Origin of the sequence: Nocardiopsis sp. NRRL B-16309 (assembly GCF_001279585.1) — a bacterium.
In the GTDB taxonomy this organism is placed as follows: domain Bacteria; phylum Actinomycetota; class Actinomycetes; order Streptosporangiales; family Streptosporangiaceae; genus Nocardiopsis.
Window position 1 is genome coordinate 1 of the sequence record NZ_LGEC01000021.1, and the last position, 321, is coordinate 321.

1 pseudogene is annotated in these 321 nt (G+C 71.7%); it reads left to right on the plus strand.

What is annotated here, in order from left to right:
• A pseudogene (locus ADL05_RS04685) lies at window positions 1–321 on the plus strand (peptide chain release factor 3); the annotation flags it as partial.

Genomic DNA, 321 nt, shown 5'->3' on the forward strand with positions numbered 1-321 from the left:
CCTCACGCACGCGGCGACGGGCCGCCCCTTCGCGACCAAGTACTCCCAGGCGGTGTTCGGCTCCGAGCGCTCCACCATCGACACGGCCTTCCCCGGCGACGTGATCGCGCTGGTCAACGCCCAGGCCCTGGCGGTGGGGGACACGCTCTACGACGGGCCCAAGGTGGAGTTCCCGCCGATCCCGAGCTTCGCCCCCGAGCACTTCGTCGTCGCCCGCGCGGTGGACGCGGGCAAGTACAAGCAGTTCCAGCGCGGTATCGCCCAGCTGGACGCCGAGGGCGTGGTGCAGGTGCTCACCTCGGACGTGCGCGGTGAGCAGGC